This is a genomic window from Eubacterium uniforme (genome assembly GCF_900167115.1).
Lineage (GTDB): Bacteria > Bacillota > Clostridia > Lachnospirales > Lachnospiraceae > Eubacterium_S > Eubacterium_S uniforme.
In genome coordinates, this window is record NZ_FUXZ01000003.1 from 64169 (window position 1) to 83133 (window position 18965).

General features: G+C 32.1%; 16 protein-coding genes. All 16 read right to left on the reverse strand.

Annotated elements, in window-relative coordinates; genetic code table 11:
* Nucleotides 1-10: 10 nt before the first annotated feature.
* On the reverse strand, nt 11-736 hold the full coding sequence (locus tag B5D16_RS01855) for a Stp1/IreP family PP2C-type Ser/Thr phosphatase (RefSeq protein ID WP_078765266.1): 726 nt from the start codon (nt 734-736) through the stop codon (nt 11-13).
* Nucleotides 733-1797, reverse strand: a complete 1065-nt coding sequence (gene rlmN, locus B5D16_RS01860) for a dual-specificity RNA methyltransferase RlmN (RefSeq protein WP_078765267.1) — start codon at nt 1795-1797, stop codon at nt 733-735. Before rlmN ends, B5D16_RS01855 begins: the two co-directional genes overlap by 4 nt.
* Nucleotides 1798-1807: 10 nt before the next feature.
* Complete coding sequence (rsmB, locus tag B5D16_RS01865) at nt 1808-3130, reverse strand: 16S rRNA (cytosine(967)-C(5))-methyltransferase RsmB (protein ID WP_078765268.1); 1323 nt, start codon at nt 3128-3130, stop codon at nt 1808-1810.
* A complete protein-coding gene (locus B5D16_RS01870) occupies nt 3130-3891 on the reverse strand; it encodes a zinc metallopeptidase (protein WP_341465174.1) in 762 nt (253 codons plus the stop codon). The genes rsmB and B5D16_RS01870 overlap by 1 nt, the downstream gene beginning before the upstream one ends.
* A 17-nt stretch (nt 3892-3908) precedes the next feature.
* Complete coding sequence (gene fmt, locus B5D16_RS01875; protein WP_078765269.1) at nt 3909-4877, reverse strand: methionyl-tRNA formyltransferase; 969 nt, start codon at nt 4875-4877, stop codon at nt 3909-3911.
* Nucleotides 4878-4912: 35 nt separating this feature from the next.
* Nucleotides 4913-5431, reverse strand: a complete 519-nt coding sequence (def, locus tag B5D16_RS01880; RefSeq protein ID WP_078765270.1) for a peptide deformylase — start codon at nt 5429-5431, stop codon at nt 4913-4915.
* Between the two features lie 14 nt (nt 5432-5445).
* Nucleotides 5446-7659, reverse strand: coding sequence for a replication restart helicase PriA (gene priA / locus B5D16_RS01885; protein ID WP_078765271.1), 2214 nt, complete (start codon nt 7657-7659; stop codon nt 5446-5448).
* A 53-nt stretch (nt 7660-7712) separates the two neighbouring features.
* On the reverse strand, nt 7713-8555 hold the full coding sequence (folD, locus tag B5D16_RS01890; protein ID WP_078765272.1) for a bifunctional methylenetetrahydrofolate dehydrogenase/methenyltetrahydrofolate cyclohydrolase FolD: 843 nt from the start codon (nt 8553-8555) through the stop codon (nt 7713-7715).
* A 73-nt stretch (nt 8556-8628) separates the two neighbouring features.
* The gene (locus B5D16_RS01895; RefSeq protein ID WP_078765273.1) at nt 8629-11400 is read right to left on the reverse strand and encodes an FtsK/SpoIIIE family DNA translocase; all 2772 of its coding nucleotides are present in this window, start codon (nt 11398-11400) and stop codon (nt 8629-8631) included.
* Between the two features lie 14 nt (nt 11401-11414).
* Complete coding sequence (locus B5D16_RS01900; protein WP_078765274.1) at nt 11415-12323, reverse strand: undecaprenyl-diphosphate phosphatase; 909 nt, start codon at nt 12321-12323, stop codon at nt 11415-11417.
* A gap of 195 nt (nt 12324-12518) precedes the next feature.
* Nucleotides 12519-13325, reverse strand: a complete 807-nt coding sequence (gene hisA / locus B5D16_RS01905; protein ID WP_078765275.1) for a phosphoribosylformimino-5-aminoimidazole carboxamide ribotide isomerase — start codon at nt 13323-13325, stop codon at nt 12519-12521.
* An 11-nt stretch (nt 13326-13336) separates the two neighbouring features.
* Nucleotides 13337-15811: an ABC transporter permease gene (locus B5D16_RS01910; protein ID WP_078765276.1), complete on the reverse strand. Its 2475-nt coding sequence runs from the start codon at nt 15809-15811 to the stop codon at nt 13337-13339.
* 75 nt (nt 15812-15886) lie between these two features.
* The gene (locus B5D16_RS01915; RefSeq protein ID WP_078765277.1) at nt 15887-16588 is read right to left on the reverse strand and encodes an ABC transporter ATP-binding protein; all 702 of its coding nucleotides are present in this window, start codon (nt 16586-16588) and stop codon (nt 15887-15889) included.
* Between the two features lie 98 nt (nt 16589-16686).
* A complete protein-coding gene (locus B5D16_RS01920) occupies nt 16687-17127 on the reverse strand; it encodes a YunG family protein (protein ID WP_078765278.1) in 441 nt (146 codons plus the stop codon).
* Between the two features lie 139 nt (nt 17128-17266).
* Nucleotides 17267-17761, reverse strand: coding sequence for a flavodoxin family protein (locus B5D16_RS01925; protein WP_078765279.1), 495 nt, complete (start codon nt 17759-17761; stop codon nt 17267-17269).
* Between the two features lie 147 nt (nt 17762-17908).
* Nucleotides 17909-18862, reverse strand: a complete 954-nt coding sequence (gene argC, locus B5D16_RS01930; RefSeq protein WP_078765280.1) for an N-acetyl-gamma-glutamyl-phosphate reductase — start codon at nt 18860-18862, stop codon at nt 17909-17911.
* Nucleotides 18863-18965: the final 103 nt, after the last annotated feature.

Below are 18965 nucleotides of genomic sequence, written 5' to 3' on the forward strand. Positions count from 1 at the left end.
CTTAATCCCTTTATTCCGGTCTTACAATTAATACCGAAATATTGTCCTTTCCGCCATTTTTATTGGCCTCGTCTACAAGCTTTTTAGTTGCTAATTCTAAGTCCTGATGGTTAAGAACAATATCCTTTATTGTTTCATCATCAACCATATTTGAAAGTCCATCAGTGCACATCAGTATTATATCTCCATGATGGTAGGATATCTCAAAGATATCAGATATAACATCCATCGATGCACCAACAGCTCTTGTAATTATATTCTTCTTTTCATGAAGTCTTGCATTACTTCTTGAAATCTCTCCATTACTAACCATCTCTTCAACATAGGAGTGGTCTCTTGTTATCTGTTTGATTTTTTCCTTATTAATCAAATACAATCTGCTATCACCAATATTTGCTATAAATAATGATTTATCTATATATGAACATACAACCAATGTTGTACCCATACCATCAAAATCTTCATTAGTGTTAGCAAGTTCTATAAGCTCTTCGTTCGCTTTAAGTATGGCATCATCAATAATAGAAATGGGATTTCTTCCATTATTCTCTTTTATGTGGCTAACAAACTGAGTTACTGTATATCTAGAAGCAACATCACCTGCTTTATGTCCACCCATACCATCTGCAACAATATATAAATTAGGGAGGTTTCCAACAGGCTTATCACTATAATATACATAGTCCTGATTCATTTGTCTTTTAGAACCGACGTCAGTTCTACCATATGATATCATCTGTTTTTCCCTCCTTTACTGTCAATATAACTCTTTCTAAGCTGTCCACAGGCACCATTTATATCCCTGCCCATTTCCCTTCTTATAGTAACATTTATTCCATTTTTTTCAAGAACATTTTTAAACTTATGTACAAACTCCATATTTGTGCTCTTGAAATCTCTTTCCTTAATAGGATTAACTGGAATAAGATTAACATGTGCATTTCGTCCATTTAAAAGTTTTGATAAACGATTCGCATCTTCCATTGTATCATTTTCATTTGCTACTAAGCAATATTCAAATGAAATTCTTCGTCCTGTCTGTTCAAAGAAGTAATCTGTCGCCTTTAATATTTCATCAATAGAATATTTATTAGCTATTGGCATAAGCGTCTTTCTTCTTTCATCCGTTGTTGAATGAAGCGAAATAGCTAATGTGATTTGCAGCTTACAATCTGCAAGTTTATATATATTAGGTACAATTCCGCATGTGGATAATGTAATATTTCTACCACTTAGATTATACCCATTTTCATCTGTAATTAATTCTATGAATTTTAAAACATTATCATAATTATGAAGTGGTTCACCACTTCCCATTAATACAATGTTTGAAATTCGCTCACCTGTAATTCTAGTAATCTCATATATCTGTGATAACATTTCAGACGCAGTTAAGTTTCTTGTAAGGCCATCAAGTGTTGATGCACAAAACTTACATCCCATCGCACAGCCAACCTGAGTAGATATGCATACGCTATTACCATGATGATATCTCATGAATACACTTTCAATAACATTTCCATCCATAAGTTCAAATAAAAACTTTTTAGTTCCATCTTCCTTAGATGTTAAAACATCAATGGCCTCAATGTTATTTATATATGTATTCTCTTTAAGAATCTCCCTTAGATTTTTAGAAAGATTGCTCATTTCATCATAAGTTTTTACTCTGTCTGAATGTAGCCATTTAAAAGTCTGCTTTGCTCTAAATGACTTTTCATTTATATTCAAAAAATATTCTTCAAGTTCACCATAAGTCATTGATAAAATATCAACCTTATTAATAGACTCACTCATAATATCTCTCTTATCCTCTAATAAATCTAGCTATAAAGAAACCATCCATGTCAAACTCACCTGGTATAATTTCCAAATAACCTTTATCCGTATTTTCATTTTTCATATTCTCACTTAAATACGGATTTAAACTTGATAACTTAAAATCATAATTATCCAATATATATTTTACCATTCCCATGTTTTCTTCTTCAGTAAGTGTACATGTACTATATACCAACGTACCGCCTTTTTTAACATATGGAATACTACTATCAACAATTTCTTTTTGTAATTTAGAAAGTTCTAATACATCTTCCTTTTTAATTCTATACTTAATGTCTGATTTATTATTTATAACGCCAAGTCCAGAACATGGAACATCACATATTAAAACATCAGCTTTTCCAATTAATGATTTATCTGTATTTCTAGCATCAAAAACTTTTGATTGTACATTTTTAACACCAGTTCTTTTAATATTCTCATTAATCAAGCTAACTTTACCTTCAGTTAAATCCCTAGCAAATACTGTACCTGTACCATTAAGCATTTCAGCGATATGTATAGCCTTTCCACCTGGAGCACTACACACATCAACAACAATGTCACCATTTTCAACTCCACTTACAAGTCCTGGAATCATAGAAGCTGTATCCATTATTGTTATAAGTCCCATGGCATATACAGGATTCTTTGTTATATCACCAAATTTCTCAATATACACAGCGCTGTCAACATATGGATTATCATAAACCTTAACTCCACTTGCTACAAGCATTGCTATTATTTCTGCCTTGCTGTGTTTTGATAAATTAAGTCTTGCATTAATATGTCTTTCATTAAATAAAGAGCTTAACACTTTATCTTTTTTATCACCATATAATTCTAATACTTCTTCAGGAATTGAATATTTGATAGAATCATCGGCTTCATTAATCTTTTTAAGAACGTCTTCCTTTTCTCTAACTATATTTCTTAAAACTCCATTAACGAAACCAGATAGAGGAGCAAATGATCTCTTTTTACAAATCTTTACCGCCTCATCAACAGCACTTCTATCCGGAACCTGTTCCATGTATAAAATCTGATAAATACTCATTCTAAGAACATTTCTTATAACTTTCTTCATCTTATTTATACTTGTCTTTGAATAAAGAGAAATAACATAATCCAAAGTTATCTTTCTTTCAACAGTTCCTTCAACAAGTCTTAGAAAAAATGATCTATCAACATCTGATAATTCATTTTTATCCATGTAGTTTCTTTCTACTATATGACTTTTTTCTTCGTCTTCTAAAATAGACACCAAAGCATTCACTGCTATGTTTCTAACATTAACTCGTGCTGTCACTAATCTCTCCTATTACTAAACAATAATAATAATCTAATGAACTGCAAAAGCGCTGTAGCTAATGCTGCAACATATGTCATTGCAGCTGCAGTAAGCACTTTTCTAGCCTGTTTTGTTTCCACCTCACCAAGAATACCTCTATCTCTAAGTGTTCTTAGAGCTCTGCTTGAAGCATCTATTTCTACAGGAAGTGTAACTAACTGAAATAATACAACTCCAAGAAATGCATATATACCAATATTTAAGAATAACTGACTTGAATTACCTCTAAATAATAAACCAAGTATAATAAATATATATGATGCATATGTACCGATATTTGCTAAAGGTACGATTGTATTTCTAATCTTAATTGGAACATAACCAGTATGATGCTGAATAACATGACCAATTTCATGAGCAGCAACCCCAGCTGCTGCAACTGATGTGCTTGCATATGTTGAATCCGAAAGATTTACAACATTTGTCTGTGGATTATAATGATCTGTTAAATTACCAGGAATATGATTTACCTGAACGTCATATATTCCATTAGCTCTTAATATTTCTTCAGCAACCTGTGCACCTGTTTTATTACTATTAGTTCTAACTTTATCATACTTTCTATATGTAGAACTTACCTTCGATGAACAAATGGTTGAAAAAACAAATCCAATCAATACTAAAATATAAGTCCAGTCGAAATGATAATATCCTCTCATTCCTCTGCTATAACTGCCATAATGATATGCTAAAAAATTCGCAATTGCTAATAAATTCATATCTATCTCCTTTCGTTTTACGAAAGCTTATTAGGTATATCTTCTAAATTATATCCTAATAAGAAACTCGTTGTATCCATACGTTTTTTACCTTCTAACTGAAGTTCATAAATTGCTAAGTAATTATCCTTGCATTTTACATATAATGCATTCTTTGTTTTACCTGCAACTTCAGATGGTTCATTGTTAAATCCTTCTTTTTTAACAAAACCATTAATATCATCTATTGATTCAACAACTTCTGATTTCCAGATTTTTAACATTTTCCCATTCATATGAGTATAAGCACTTGGCCAAGGGTTTAATCCTCTTACAAGTCTTTCTATCTCAACAGCGCTCATATTAAAATCTATCTCACCAGTCTGTTTTGATAACTTCTTAGCATATGTACTTTCTTCATCATTTTGCTTTACTCTCTCAATAGTACCTGCTTCAAACTTGTCCAATGTTTCAAGTAAAAGTGGTCCGCCCATAAATGATAACTTATCAAAAAGGCTTCCACCTGTTTCTTCCTTATCAAGTTCAAGTTTTCCAACTTCTAATATATCACCTGTATCAAGTCCTTCATCCATGGCCATAATTGTAACACCTGTTTCCTTAAGTCCATCAATAACTGCCCACTGTATAGGAGCAGCTCCTCTGTACTTTGGTAGGATTGATGCATGAATATTAATACATCCATACTTTGGCATTTCAATTACTTCCTTTGGAAGAATCTGACCAAATGCTATTACAATAATAGCATCAGGATTAATTTCTCTTAATTCATTAATGAATTCTTCATTACCCCTAATTCGTTCTGGCTGACTAACCTTAATATTATGTGCTATAGCACATTCCTTAACAGGACTAAATGCTGGTTTCCCACTTCTTCCCTTTGGTCTGTCAGGCTGAGTAACTACTAATGCAATTTCATGCTTTGACTCTATTAATTTTTCTAGTGTTGGAACCGAAAAATCCGGTGTTCCCATAAATACTAATTTCATATATACCTTACTTCTCCTTAGTACCAGAATGCTACTTACTCTGCCTTAGTTTCTTCTTCATCTTCCAATTCTTCCTCTAAGAATATCTCATCGTTATTAAGAAGAGGTCCATCTAATTTATCAACATACATAACACCATCAAGATGATCAAGTTCATGACATACAGCTCTTGCTAAAAGGCCTTCAGCTTCAGATTCAAACTGATTCATTTCTTCATCATAAGCTCTGAATACAACTCTTTGTGGTCTTATAACATAAGCAGATTTTCCAGGTACGCTTAAGCAACCTTCATACTCTCTCTGCTCGCCTTCTCTTTCAATTATTTCTGGGTTAATTAAAACTATAGGACCATCACCTATATCAATAACAACAACTCTTCTAAGAACACCTACCTGAGGTGCTGCAAGACCAACGCCCTGTGCATCATACATTGTATCAAACATGTCATCAATCAAATCCCTTATTCTTGGAGTCATCTTTGTAACTTCTCTACATTTCTTTCTAAGTGATGCATCACCAGATTCTCCTAAAACTCTAATCGCTCTAAGCGCCATAACTAACCTCCATCTTAATAACCACTCATCGGTATTAAATCATATTGTATATTAATATTTTTTATGTCTTTATCTTCAACATACCTTTCTAAAATATCATTCATTTCAGAAAGATTATCTACATTTTCATCTTTTAAATAAATAAGACATCTATAATTATCATTTAACATCTTAATATTTGCCCATGTTGGTCCGAAAAGTTCAGAATCACCTTTTCTTCCATCTAGGTAATCAAAAATCAATTTTGCATTATTGAAAACCACATCTTCATCTTCCCCAGTAATTAGTATGACTGCCATATTATAAATCGGAGGATATTTAAGTAGCTTTCTATACGCAATCTCCTGGTTATAAAACGCTTTATAATCCTGTTTTTTAGAAAGTGTAATACTATAATTATCAGGATCATAAGTTTGTATTACAACTTCACCTTTCTTACTTCCTCTTCCTGCTCTTCCTGCGGCCTGAGTAAGCAATTCAAAGGTAGTTTCACTTGCTCTAAAATCCTGCGCATATAACGAAAGATCCGCAGCTATAATTCCAACTAATGTAACATTTGCAAAATCATGCCCCTTAACAATCATTTGAGTACCAATTAATATATCAGCCTCACCATTAGCAAATGCTGATAATATTTTTTCATAATCCCCTTTCTTTCTGGTTGTATCAAAATCCATTCGAAGGGTTTTAGCATTCGGGAATAGTTTGTTTATTTCTCCCTCAACTCTCTGTGTTCCAGTACCAAAAGTTTTTATATACTTAGAACCACATTCAGGACATATCTTACTAGTAGCAGTTTCATATCCACAATAGTGGCAAATCAACTTACCATTAGTATGATACTTAAGTGCCACATCACAGTGCGGACATTTATATACAAAACCACAACTTCTACATGATACAAAAGATGCATATCCTCGTCTATTTATAAAAATCATGGTTTGTTCTTTCTTTGAAAGTCTATCTTCCATTAGCGAAAGAAGTTTTCTTGAAAACATAAGTTTATTACCACTTTTAAGTTCATCCCTCATATCCACAATTGAAACATCACTAAGTGTTGCTCCATTTGCTCTATTTGATAATTCATGAAGAACAAACTCTCCACCAAGTGCATGGTAATATGATTCAATTGAAGGTGTAGCAGATCCTAATACAACTTTAGCACCTTCAAGTTCTGCTCTCTTTATAGCAACATCTCTTGCATGATACTTTGGTACCTGCTCACTCTTATATGTTCTTTCATGTTCTTCATCAATAATTATCAACTTCAAATTCTTAAAAGGAGTAAATAATGCAGATCTTGGTCCAATAATAATCTTAACTTCTCCATTCTTTGCTCTTTCAAACTGATCATACTTTTCACCCTGTGAAAGTTTTGAATTAATAATTGAAACCAAATCATTAAACTTTCTTCTAAAACGCATAACCGTTTGATATGTTAAAGCAATTTCAGGAATTAAGACTATAGCCTCTCCACCTTCTTTTATAACTCTATCAATAAGTTCAATATATACTTCAGTCTTTCCACTTCCTGTAACTCCATGTACCAGGTGAACTTTTCTTTCAGACTTATCAATTGCGTCAACAACCTGTCTTTGTTCATCATTAAGTACAACATCATACTTACTAACATCACCTGAAACTGGATTTCTATATGAACTAATTACTATCTTTTCAACAACACCCATCTCAACTAACTTATTGATGGTTTGTCTACCAATGTTTAACTTTTGTAAAACTATGTTCTGTGGTATTTCTTTTACATCAATTAATTCACGTAAAAACCTTGCTCTGGCTTTTGCATTCTTTCGTTCTGATTCGAAAATAAGCGCCTTTGCATCTTCTTCACTAATACTTAGTTTCAAAATGATACTTTCTATAGGCTTTGTTTTAGTTTTCACTGGAAGAACACATCTAAGAGCCTGACTCATAGTTCCACCATATGTCTGTTTTATGAAAGCAGCAAGTTCTATTAATTTTGTCTGTGAATTATCACTTCCAACATCAATCCTTAATATACTTTTGGTTTTATTAACATCAAACTCAGGTTTATCTGTAATATTAATTACATATCCTTTCGTTTCTTTATTACCTCTACCAAATGGAACACTTACCACGCTTCCAATTTTAACAGTATCTAATAATTCATCAGGAATAATATATTGGAAAGTTCTATCTAATTTTTCATGTGTTATATCAATTATGATATCAGCAAATCTTCTATCCACACTAAACAATCCTTCCTATTAATTCCATATTATTAATACAATTATTTAAATAATTACTGTAATTCAATACTCCTTACACAGTTATTCATAAGCATTGCAATTGTCATAGGACCAACTCCACCTGGAACTGGTGTGATTGCTGATGTTAAAGGAGCAACCTTATCATAATCAACATCACCACAAAGCTTATTATCTTCATTTCTGTGAATTCCAACATCAATAACAACTGCGCCTTCTTTTACATATTCATCTGTAACAAATCTAGGCTTACCAATTGCTACTACTAAGATGTCAGCCTGCTTTGTAATTTCTTTTAAATTCTTTGTTCTTGAATGAGTGATTGTAACTGTACCATTTTCTCTTAAAAGTAATAATGACATAGGCTTACCTACAATATTACTTCTACCAATTACTACACAATTCTTACCTTCAATTTCAATATTACTTCTCTTAAGAAGTTCAATAATACCTGCAGGTGTACATGATACAAAACCAGGTCCACCTATAACAAGTTCACCAACATTTGCTGGATGAAATCCATCAACATCCTTTGTTCTATCAATAGTTTCAATAACCTTTGATTCATCAATATGTTTTGGAAGAGGTAACTGAACTAAAATACCATTTACGTCTTTTCTTTCATTAAGTTCCTTAACTAAGTTAAGTAATTCCTCTTCTGTAGTACTCTCTGGAAGTTCATATGCAAGTGATTTAATTCCAATGTATTCACAAGCTTTCTTTTTATTTCCAACATAAACTGTTGATGCAGGATCTTCACCAACCTGAATTACTGCAAGTGAAATTTCCTTACCTTCAGCCTTAAGAGCTGCTACTTTTTCTTTTAATTCATCCTTGATTTCCTTAGAAATTTTCTTTCCATCAATAATCTGTGTCATATCAACTTCCTTTCTAGTACATACTTTAAATATATACATTTATATAGTTAGTATTAAATTGATACTAACCAATCTACTTACTAATTAATTCTTCAAATTCAGCCATACTCATAATAACTTTTCTAGGTTTTGTACCTTCTTCAGCACCAACAACACCAGCTTCATATAACTGATCCATAATCCTTGCTGCTCTATTAAAACCTATTCTAAATACTCTTTGTAACATACTTGTTGAAGCCTTTTGTTTTTCAATTACAAATTTACCAGCCTCAACGAAAAGTTCGTCGTTATCATTATCTGAGCCTGCCATATTACCAGAGCCGCCACTTACAACACTCTGTGTCATCTCATTATCATATTCTGTTTCACCATTCTTATTCTTAAGATATGTAACAGTCTTTAATATTTCTTCTTCAGAAACATATGCCCCCTGAACTCTTACTGGTTTAACATATCCACTTGGATAGAATAACATATCACCATGGCCTAAGAGTTTCTCAGCGCCATTCATATCAATAATTGTTCTTGAATCTGTTCCTGATGAAACTAATAATGCAACTCTTGATGAAATATTCGCTTTGATAAGACCTGTAACAACATCTACAGAAGGTCTCTGAGTTGCAATAACAAGATGTATGCCTGCTGCTCTTGCAAGCTGAGCAAGTCTACAAATTGATTCTTCAACTTCTTTAGCTGCTGCCATCATAAGGTCTGCAAGTTCGTCTATAACTATAAGAATCTGTGGCATCTTTTCTAGTGTGTTACCTTCATCATCAGTTAATTCTTCTGATGTAACTCTCTGGTTAAATGAAGATAAATCCTTAACACCAATTGATGCAAATTTCTTATATCTCTTTGTCATCTCACCAACTGCCCAAGAAAGAGCACCTGCTGCCTTTTTAGGATCTGTAACTACAGGGAGTAATAAATGTGGAATACCATTATATACTCCAAATTCTACAACCTTAGGATCCACAATTAATAATTTAACCTCATCAGGTTTCGCTCTAAATAACACACTCATAATAATTGAGTTAGTAAATACAGATTTACCTGATCCAGTAGTACCAGCAACAAGTAAGTGAGGCATCTTTGCAATGTCACCAATTATAACTTCACCAGCTATATCAAGACCTGCCGGGAATGCAATCTTAGATTGTGTATTTTTAAACTTTTCATCTTCAAGTAATTCTCTTAAAGAAACCATATCCCTTCCACTATTAGGTATTTCAATACCAACTGCGGCCTTACCTGGGATAGGAGCCTCTATTCTAATATCTTCAGCTGCCAAATTAAGTTTAATATCATCTGAAAGTGATGTAATCTTACTAACCTTTGTACCAAACTCTGGCTGAAGTTCATATCTAGTAACTGATGGACCTCTTGATATGTCAGTAACTTTTGCATTAACGCCAAATTGTTCAAGTACTAACTCAAGTTTTTTAGCTGTTTCAACAAGTTCATCTTTAGAAGCTTTATGCTTTCCACTTGATCCACTCTTAAGTAAACTAATAGGTGGAAGAACATAATTTTTAACTTCTTTCTTTTTACTGATTTCACTTGTAACCTTATTAGTTTCAAGTGCAGTGTTAATCTTTTCCTTCTTAGTTTCAGGACTAGGATTAACTTCTGTCATATCAGGATTAACAACTTCCTTAGCTGTCTTTTCTTCGTTACTAGCCATAGCCTGAACCGAAGGCTGTGTAGTTGCATACGCTGGTCTACTCATAACCTCTTTAGCCTTCTTTGAAACTTCAATCTTCTCCTTAGGCTTAAAGAGACCTTCTTCATCATAACTATTTTCCTTAGTTGAATCCTTATGTTCACCATTCATGCTCTCTCTAACTTTAGTAAAGTCAGCTGGAGCAAATGCTGGGTTTTCATCCTCGCTTGTTCTTCTTAAATCTCCACTATCAACAATTTTAATATTATCAGCAAATACTTCTGGAGTATCTAAGTTACCATCTATCTCATGAATATCTAAATTTGTCTTATCCTGCCCAATTTTTGTATCCATCGAAACCCCACGTCTCTTCTGTCTTTTCTTTAAAAATCTTGCAGGTTTTGTTTCTTTTAAATATTCATCTAAATCAATCTCATCTTCATCGTAGTTTCTAAGTTCCATTGCTTTTCTAGCCATATGAGAACCACCACGTTTAACACCATTGATAATTGATTTTTCTGAAATAATAACTATACACACAATAATAATTGCAACTTCAATTATACATGTACCTGAAATAGCAAATACTTTTAATAAGCTTTCAGTAATGGCTGCACCAAGCACACCACCGCCTGACTTATCGTTAGCACATATTTCAAAATACTTGCTTGTCTTAATTGCTTTATTACCAGCGTCCATAAATAATAAATGAAATGCCGCACAGCAAAATACAAATAAGACATATGCAACTGTTACCTTGTTCACAACAGTTCTATCATTTCTGTTAGCTGTTGCAAATCCTAAACTTATAACAAAAAATATTGGGAATATGTATGCAAGCAATCCAAAAAATCCAAACATGTAATCACTTACGACTGATCCAAACTTTCCGCATAAGCCAAAGTTACTTAAAAAAACAAGCAAAGCAATAGCAACTGAGATAATTGTTGCACTTTCATTAAATATTGCTTTTCTTCTAACACGTTGTGCCTTTGTTGTCTTTTTTCTTCTATGTGCGTTATTCCTAGAAGAGCTTTTGGATCTAGTACCATTACTTCTAGTTCCATTATTGCTTCTAGACGCAGTATTACTTCTAGAGGAATTTCCCCTAGAAGTAGTATTGTTTTTCGATGTTCTATTGTTTCTAGCGTTACTGCTGTTTCCAGCTCTTTGTGTTGCCACTCAAAATCCTCCGATTATAATATAATGCTTGATATTATTGCAATTGAACCTATCGCAAAGCAATAATATGTAAAGCAAAACATTTTTTTGTCTCTAATAAGAGCCACTAATAACTTAATACATATAAATCCGACCATGGCTGCTACAACCATGCCGATTGCATAATTTCTTAAATCTAACTTAGTTAAATGCTCGTTTTTCATGTCACCAATTTCAAAAATTGCTGCACCTATAATTGCAGGAATTGACATAATAAATGAATACTTGATTGCAAACTCTCTCTTCATACCAACAGCCACACCAGCTGTTATTGTACTACCTGATCTTGAAATGCCAGGTAATGTTCCAATCCCCTGAGCAATACCAACTAAAACTGCATCCCAATAAGTAGTATGCTTTGGTGTTTTATTACCCTCTTCTAAGCGGTCAATAAGCAATAACATAAGACCTGTTATTAAAAGAAAGATACCTGGAACAAGTGCTGACGTAACAACTCTATCCTCAATAAGTTTTCTTTCAATAACACCAAGTATTGCAGTAGGTATACTTGAAACTATAACAAGAAGTGCAAACTTTCTATATGCACTTTTAATAACTCTTCTATATCCCTTAAGTTCCCAATCAACTCCGTCCTTCTGAGATGCGCTAAGGATTTTTTTATTATTAAAATATACACCAACATTGTAACAGCAATCAACTAAAATACCGATTCCTTCTACAATTAATCTCTTTATGTCTTTCCAATAACATACAAATACAGCAAATAGTGTTCCAACATGAAGCATCACATCAAAGCTAACACTTACAGTTGTCTCCAATCCTAATAAATTCTTCAATAATACTAGATGTCCTGAACTACTTACAGGTAAAAATTCTGTTATTCCTTGTAATACTGCAAATAGAATAACTTGCCATATTTTCATTTCTATTACCCTCCTTAAGACTGCTATATTTGCGTCCACGCATAGATAAGTATATTTTACTATTTTTTTTACTTTTTATCAAGTTTATTTTTGCTTTTTATGTAAACCTTTAGTTTTGCTAAAGTTATTATATTTACTAAACATAATAAGTGTTGAAGACTTACCTCCAACACTTATTATATCTCACTAAATATATTAATACTTTAATACTTTCTTAAATTCTAAATCTCCACCAAACAAATCTAGCGCACTTCCAATTGTATAATCCAAAAGACCTTCTGAAATCTCTTTAAATTTCTCTATATTTTCATAGCTTCCAAGGCCGCCTGCATAAGTAACTTTACTAAGTTTTCCTTCTGATGCAACTTCACTTGATTTAGTGTCCTTAACATATTCAACTAATATCTTAACCAAGTCTTCTTCCATTCCAGCACCCATGCCTTCAACATCAACTCCATGAATCAAAAATTCATCGCAGTAATTTGCTAATTCTTTTAATGATTCCTTAGTTAACTCCATATCTGTAAAAGTCTGCCATCTATCAACTACTACATAATAGTCCCCATCCCTCTTTCTACAGCTTAAATCAAGGACTATTTTTTCCTTTGAAACGGCATCAACTAATCTCATAAGTTTTTCATAAGATAACTTACCATTTTCAAAAATATATGATGTAACTATAACATGACTTGCACCATAATCGATGAATTCTTTTGCATTTGCTGCATTAATTCCTCCGCCTATTTGCATACCGCCTTTATATGCCTTTAATGCGTCAACGGCCTGCTTCTTACTTGCCTCAAAGTAATCTGAATCCTTGCTATTAAGTATTATAATATGGCCTCCTTTTAAATCATTAGCCTTATAAAGATTTGCAAAATAAGTACTATCATTCTCCGCCACGAAATTCTCTTTCGCTACATCTCCTTCATCCTTAAGACTTCCACCTACTAATTGTTTAACTTTTCCATTATGAATATCTATGCATGGTCTGAATCTCATACTTCCTCCTATTATTCAACGCTCTTAAGCGACGTTGCCATGTCAACACTTTTAAGTCTGATATGCATCACATAATTAATTATAACAGCAAATAATACTGTAAATATTGCACTATATGCATAACTAAGCATTTTAACTTCTCTTGCAAACATCATTGCATCAACTTCAGCTGTTTTTACAACAAATGTAAGTAATATTCTACCAAATATAAATCCTAATACGATACCCATAAAAGTAATTATGATATTCTCTCGGTAAATATATCCTGATACCTCTCCGTCATAAAATCCTAACACTTTAAGTGTTGCAAGTTCCCTTTTACGTTCTTCTATATTAACATTATTTAGATTATATAAAACTATAAATGCAAGTATACCAGCACAAACAATTAATACCATAATTATACCATTCATACTTGCAAACATATCAAGTACAGTATCCTCTGTTGTACTTAAGAAAGATACTAATGCAACTCCTTCTATCGCAAGTAAATCTTCTGAAAGCTTATCATTATATTCCTTATATCCCTCTTTATTTTTTGTAATTGCCGCATTAAAAATTATATCTGTATCAAAATTATTCTCATAATATTTTTGGGACATATAAATATAATGATTAGTATAATTTTCAAATATGCCCTTCACTTTACATTTTGCCTTTTTACCATTAGCATCCTTAACAGCAATATTACTACCTACCTTAGCATTAATTAAACTAGCAAGTTTCTCATCTATCAAAATACCATCGTCTGATATTTCTATTTTTTTCTTGGTTTTTCTATTTCTCAAATCAATGTATTTTCCTAGTTTGTCCGTATCTTTCGGAATAAATATATTTGCAGAATAATCCTTCTTTCTTCGTCTTATTGTAGATGATGATTGAAATACTTCCATGTATTCATCAATTCTATCATCAGCATCCAATCGAGACATTATTTCTGAAATTTTTTCTTTTGCAAAATCATCAAGCATATTCTTATTATCTGGATTTTCAGTTAAAGGTTTAGTAGAATCAGAACTTAACATGTATAGTGGTTGCATTCTTAATGCCTCAACATTAATATTTACAGTCATGTCATAATTTGAAATATCACCAAACTGCTTATAAACAATTCCCTTAACCGCATCATTAATACCATATCCAACAAGCATAAGTGCACATGATCCACTTATACCAAAAAGAGTCATGAACAACCTCTTTTTATATCTAAATAAATTTCTGATGGTCGACTTCATGTTAAAACTTAATCTGTTCCATATGAAAGGTATTCTTTCAAGTAAAACTTTCTTTCCCATTTTAGGTGCGAGTGGTCTCATAAGAGAAGCTGGTGTGCTTCTAAGTTCATTAATGCAAGACATAAGCGCTGCCATTGTAATACTTACCACTGCTATTAAAATAGAAATAGTTATATAAAATGGATCAAGTTTTAATACCAGTTGTTCTAAATTTGCAAACTGTATACCATATGCCTTAATTATTATATAAGGGAATATATAACTTCCTACAATAGCTCCAATAATGCCTCCAATCAAAGTAGCTGAAGCAGCATAAATAATGTACTTATATACTATTGCAAACTTACCATAACCTAATGCCTTATATGTTCCAATCTCTGTTCTATTTTCCTCTACCATACGAGTCATGGTTGTAAGACAAACCATTGCTGCAATGATAAAGAAAAATATAGGAAAAACCTTACCGATATTACCTATTCTTGATGCATCCATATCATATTCAACATATGATTCAATTGATTTTCTATCAAGAACATAATAACCTTTTCCAAGTTTATCTTTAACTTTTTCCTTTACTTCATCTACCAAATCATCATAACTAGATGAAGCAGACATTTTATCCTTAGCACCTTTAACTGTTAAATAAATTTCTGAATAACCAGTCTTAAACTCATCTTCTTTAATAACAAAAAGACCTTTTATTTTACCATTACCAACAGTAGTCTGACCTTTATCTCTTGCCGTAAATAAAGGTGAAGTAAATATACCAACGATTTTCATTTCATCTGATTCTAATAGCTTATCTTTAACTTTAATTACATCACCAATTTTATACTTATCTTCCGCAAGTTGTTTATCAATTACACATTCACCTTTATTCTTTGGTAATCTTCCGTCTTTAATCGTTACAAGGTTTATATCATCCTCAAGACTCATGGCTTTTAACGTTTCCTCTTTATCTTCTAATTCAACAATCAAATCCATAGTTTTAGATGGTGCAATATCCTCTATTTCATCAATCTCTTTTAGTTTATTAATATCATCATCTGTACAACCTTTTTTCCCAACAACCCTAATATCCATCATATTATTCTCATCATAAAAATGATCAGCTGTATATCTCATGTCAGGTTCTGCACTTGTAACACCTGCATAGAAAGCTACACCAAGTGATACAATTGCCATTATTGATAAATATCTATTTAGAGTCTTTTTAATCTGCATGTAAAAGTCTTTTCTAAGTGCTTTCATATAATCACCTTTTCTCTTAAAATCTTATTTCCTTATTAAGCAAATAGTAAGTATCATATTGCAACTTACTATTATTTACCATTCAATCTCATCAATGTTAATAGGATTCTCATTAATCACATTACTACTAACTTTACCATTTTTTATTTTAATAATTCTATCTGCCATAGGAGTTATTGCTGTATTATGAGTAATTAAAACAATGGTAATATTCTTACTTTTACATGTATCATATAATAATTTCAAAATTTCTTTACCAGTAACATAGTCAAGTGCACCAGTAGGTTCATCGCAAAGAAGTAATTTTGGATTCTTCGCAAGAGCTCTTGCAATTGAAACTCTCTGTTGTTCACCACCTGATAACTGTGATGGAAAGTTCATCTTTCTTTCTGAAAGACCAACCTCATCTAATACTTCATCAGCTGATAATGGATTATTACTTAACTGATTTGCCAGTTCTACATTCTCTTTAGCAGTTAGATTCTGCACAAGATTATAAAACTGGAATACAAATCCAATATCATATCTTCTATATGTTGTTAATTCTTTAGATGAATACTTACTTATATCTCTATCACCTACAACAACGCTTCCTGTGGTAAGTTTATCCATTCCACCTAGAATATTAAGAACTGTTGTTTTACCAGCTCCACTTGGACCTACTACTACAACAAACTCCCCTTCTTCAAAAGCAAAATCAATACCATCACAAGCTCTGATTTTAACTTCACCGACTTTGTACTCTTTTACAACATTTTTAAATTCTACAAAACTCATTTCTCACCTTTATCCTTTTTTATAATCTCCCGCTCATCTATTACAAACATTTATAAAAAACACAATTACTCATTTTCAAAGTAATTATGTATATTCCTCTACATATTCTTCAATACTTCATCTAATTTTTCTTTAAGATATAAATATCTTTCATATTTTTCTTGTTTAGAAAAATGTTCTTCTCTAGTTTGAATTGGATTATCAGTATAATCTAATACTTCATCACCAAACTGCTCACTAGTTAAATCAAATAAAGAATCACCTACAACATTGTAACAATGATAATTTCCAGCTGGTCTAAGTATGCCTCTAACCTCTCCACCAAATATATCCTGAACAAGAAAAGCTGTTATAGAACACTGTCCTAATGTTTTATTACTCTCACTCCATCCATCCTGAAGTCTTGGAGCACATGTCTTTTTCTCCCATAGATTATCTAATATATCATATAAATGTCTCTGATTTTTTATTTTTTTATATTTATCATCTATAGGTAAAACATCCTTTGATTCATTACCATAAAACTTGTATACTTTCATTACATCTCCTATTCTTCAAACAAATTACTCCATTTTCATTATACTATATAATTTTAGATTATACATCCCAAATAAAATAATATAAAAGGACCTACTTGTATATATTTTATACAATGGTCCTTTTAACTTTGTTACAACTTTATGTAAACAACCCTTCACAAAATGCTACTATCTTTTTATTATTCTCTTCATTATCATTTTCCTTAGGATTAATTAGTATCATTTGCTCTTCAAATTCACTAATTCCAAGTTCTTCTTTTAATTTCGATAATGCTTTATCTCCACCACTTCCTGCCATACATGCATAAGCAGCAATCTTCTTACCTTCGAGCGCATCTCTATTCTCATCAATAAATGTCCTTAATGGCGGTGTGAATCTAGCTGCCCAAACCGGAAAACCAAATATCACTCTATCATACTCACTAAGATTTACACTATAACTTTCGAGTTCTGGCTTTTCTCCCATCATAGCACTCTTTCCACCCCAGAAAAACTTTGATACTGCACCTGTTGGATACTTCTTAACTGGTATTAATTCAAGTAATGTAATATTTTCCTCATCGTAACTCTTTATATTTTCTGCTATATATTTACTATTTCCTTCCAGTGAATAATAAACTACTAATGTTTTCATATCCGCCTCCTTTAATAACTACCTTGAAAGATAATCATCTTATCTTCTAACCTAGACTTCATATGTATAGAATATCACAAATATCTTAAATAATCATTAAATATAAAATGCCACCACATAACTGTGGTGGCATCATAAGTTTTTATTTTATAAAACTAATCCTTTAGCTTCATCACAACCTAAAACAACGTTAAGACATTGCATTGCTGCACCTGAAGCTCCTTTCCCAAGGTTATCAAAAATTGCATTAATTAAAATTCTATCTTCATTACCTGTAATGTAAATCTTAGCATAATCCTTACCAGACATAGCATTTGCTGAGAAGAATCCATTGGTCTCTGATTCACTACCAAAAGGCATAACTTGAATAAACTGTTCACCTTCATAGTAATTTTCAAACTTCTTATGAAGTTCTTCAGGTGTTACTTTTTCTTTTAGCAAATGCGTATAAATTGGCAGTGTAACAATCATACCACTATAATAATCATCAACAACAGGTGTAAATAATGGTTCTCTATCTAAACCTGTAATTGCTTTCATTTCCTTTAAATGCTTATGCTGCTGAGTAAGAGCATATTCTCTTGGCGCAAATAAATCTTCTGTTTTATCATCTGATTCATAAACAGCAATTGCTTTTTTGCCAGCTCCACTATAACCTGAAAGCGCTGATACAGCTACTGGATAATCCGTACCCATAAGGCCCATCTTAATAAGTGGATATACCATCATCATAAATCCTGATGCATAACAACCTGGAACGGCGATTCTCTTGCTATTCTTAATCTTGTCACGGAACTCCTTATCAAGTTCTGGAAATCCATATGCCCATTCAGGATTAGTTCTATGCGCAGTTGAAGCATCAATAATGCATGTATGATTATTATCAGGATCAATCAAACTTACTGCCTCTATAGCTGCTACATCTGGAAGACAAAGAAATGTAACATCAGATGCATTTATTAATTTCTTTCTTTCTGCTGGATCTTTACGAAGTTCTGGATTAATTGTCAATACTTCAATATCATCCCTAACAGAAATTCTTTCATTTATACGAAGCCCGGTAGTACCTTCACTACCATCAATAAAAACTTTAATACTCATTATTTTTTCCTCCTAAAGTATAACGTAAATATTATAATATCATAATTTGCTAAATACAAGGGGATTAACAATAAAAAACCCGAAAGAATAATTATCTTTCGGG

What these genes read in the sequence shown, in the direction of transcription:
- B5D16_RS01855 (WP_078765266.1), bottom strand. Translation starts at nt 736, where the DNA reads ATGATATCATATGGTAGAACTGACGTCGGTTCTAAAAGACAAATGAAT.
- rlmN (WP_078765267.1), bottom strand. Translation starts at nt 1,797, where the DNA reads ATGAGTGAGTCTATTAATAAGGTTGATATTTTATCAATGACTTATGGT.
- B5D16_RS01870 (WP_341465174.1), bottom strand. Translation starts at nt 3,891, where the DNA reads ATGAATTTATTAGCAATTGCGAATTTTTTAGCATATCATTATGGCAGT.
- fmt (WP_078765269.1), bottom strand. Translation starts at nt 4,877, where the DNA reads ATGAAATTAGTATTTATGGGAACACCGGATTTTTCGGTTCCAACACTA.
- def (WP_078765270.1), bottom strand. Translation starts at nt 5,431, where the DNA reads ATGGCGCTTAGAGCGATTAGAGTTTTAGGAGAATCTGGTGATGCATCA.
- folD (WP_078765272.1), bottom strand. Translation starts at nt 8,555, where the DNA reads ATGACACAGATTATTGATGGAAAGAAAATTTCTAAGGAAATCAAGGAT.
- B5D16_RS01900 (WP_078765274.1), bottom strand. Translation starts at nt 12,323, where the DNA reads ATGAAAATATGGCAAGTTATTCTATTTGCAGTATTACAAGGAATAACA.
- hisA (WP_078765275.1), bottom strand. Translation starts at nt 13,325, where the DNA reads ATGAGATTCAGACCATGCATAGATATTCATAATGGAAAAGTTAAACAA.
- B5D16_RS01910 (WP_078765276.1), bottom strand. Translation starts at nt 15,811, where the DNA reads ATGAAAGCACTTAGAAAAGACTTTTACATGCAGATTAAAAAGACTCTA.
- B5D16_RS01915 (WP_078765277.1), bottom strand. Translation starts at nt 16,588, where the DNA reads ATGAGTTTTGTAGAATTTAAAAATGTTGTAAAAGAGTACAAAGTCGGT.
- B5D16_RS01920 (WP_078765278.1), bottom strand. Translation starts at nt 17,127, where the DNA reads ATGAAAGTATACAAGTTTTATGGTAATGAATCAAAGGATGTTTTACCT.
- B5D16_RS01925 (WP_078765279.1), bottom strand. Translation starts at nt 17,761, where the DNA reads ATGAAAACATTAGTAGTTTATTATTCACTGGAAGGAAATAGTAAATAT.
- argC (WP_078765280.1), bottom strand. Translation starts at nt 18,862, where the DNA reads ATGAGTATTAAAGTTTTTATTGATGGTAGTGAAGGTACTACCGGGCTT.